Annotated in this window: 2 protein-coding genes; one reads left to right on the forward strand and one right to left on the reverse strand. The window is 71.0% G+C overall.

The features are described from left to right. The coding region (locus ND747_RS18935) for a WD40 repeat domain-containing protein (RefSeq protein WP_374216268.1) at positions 1-354 on the forward strand (354 nt) is incomplete at its 5' end. 54 nt (positions 355-408) lie between these two features. On the opposite strand, the gene ND747_RS18940 is transcribed toward ND747_RS18935, so the two are convergent. Next, positions 409-748: hypothetical protein (locus ND747_RS18940; RefSeq protein ID WP_251735067.1), on the reverse strand; the 340-nt coding region annotated here is incomplete at its 5' end.

A 748-nucleotide genomic window follows, 5' to 3' on the forward strand; every position in this document is an offset into this window, starting at 1 on the left:
ACCGACAGCGTCTCCTCGGTGGTGTTCTCCCCGGACGGGCGGACCCTGGCCGCCGGCAGCGCCGACGACACGGTCACCCTGTGGGACCTGACCGACCGGGCCGCACCCCACCGGCTGGGCACACCCCTGACCGGACCCACCAACAGCGTCTCCTCGGTGGTGTTCTCCCCGGACGGGCAGACCCTGGCCGCCGGCAGCTACGACCACACAGTCACCCTGTGGGACGCCGCCCAGCTGTTCACACTTCGCGATCACGCTGATACCGAGGCATGCAGGCTGCTCGGCAGCTCCCTGTCCGCCGATCTGTGGAAGCTGTACATTCCCGACCTGCCCTACCAGAAGACCTGCCCCTGACCACATACACCCGGAAGATCAGCTCACCGAGGCGGCCGCCGAACATCTACCCATCTACCAGCCGGCCCCACCCGCCTGACCCCACCCCTCCTCGCCGGCGGCGGCCGGCTCCCACCAGACGCCGATCATGCTGATCGCGACCGGCCACCAGCACCCCGGCGGATGTTCGCGGACGAGCCCTCCACCGAACATCTCTGCGGCGTGGACCGTCAGCGACCGCCACCGCCCCGCCCGGTCCGGATCGCCACACGGGTAAATCTTTACCTGTTCGATCGTGGCGTGGCGGGTGTGCACCGCGTGCAGACCGGCGTGCACGACGGCGTGCAACCCGCGTGTACCAGCCCGCCGTGCACAGCCCCCGCGCGCGGGCGCGCGCATGCGCGCGGGGGGGCCG

This window comes from Frankia sp. R82 (assembly GCF_023716925.1).
In the GTDB taxonomy this organism is placed as follows: Bacteria; Actinomycetota; Actinomycetes; order Frankiales; family Frankiaceae; genus Frankia.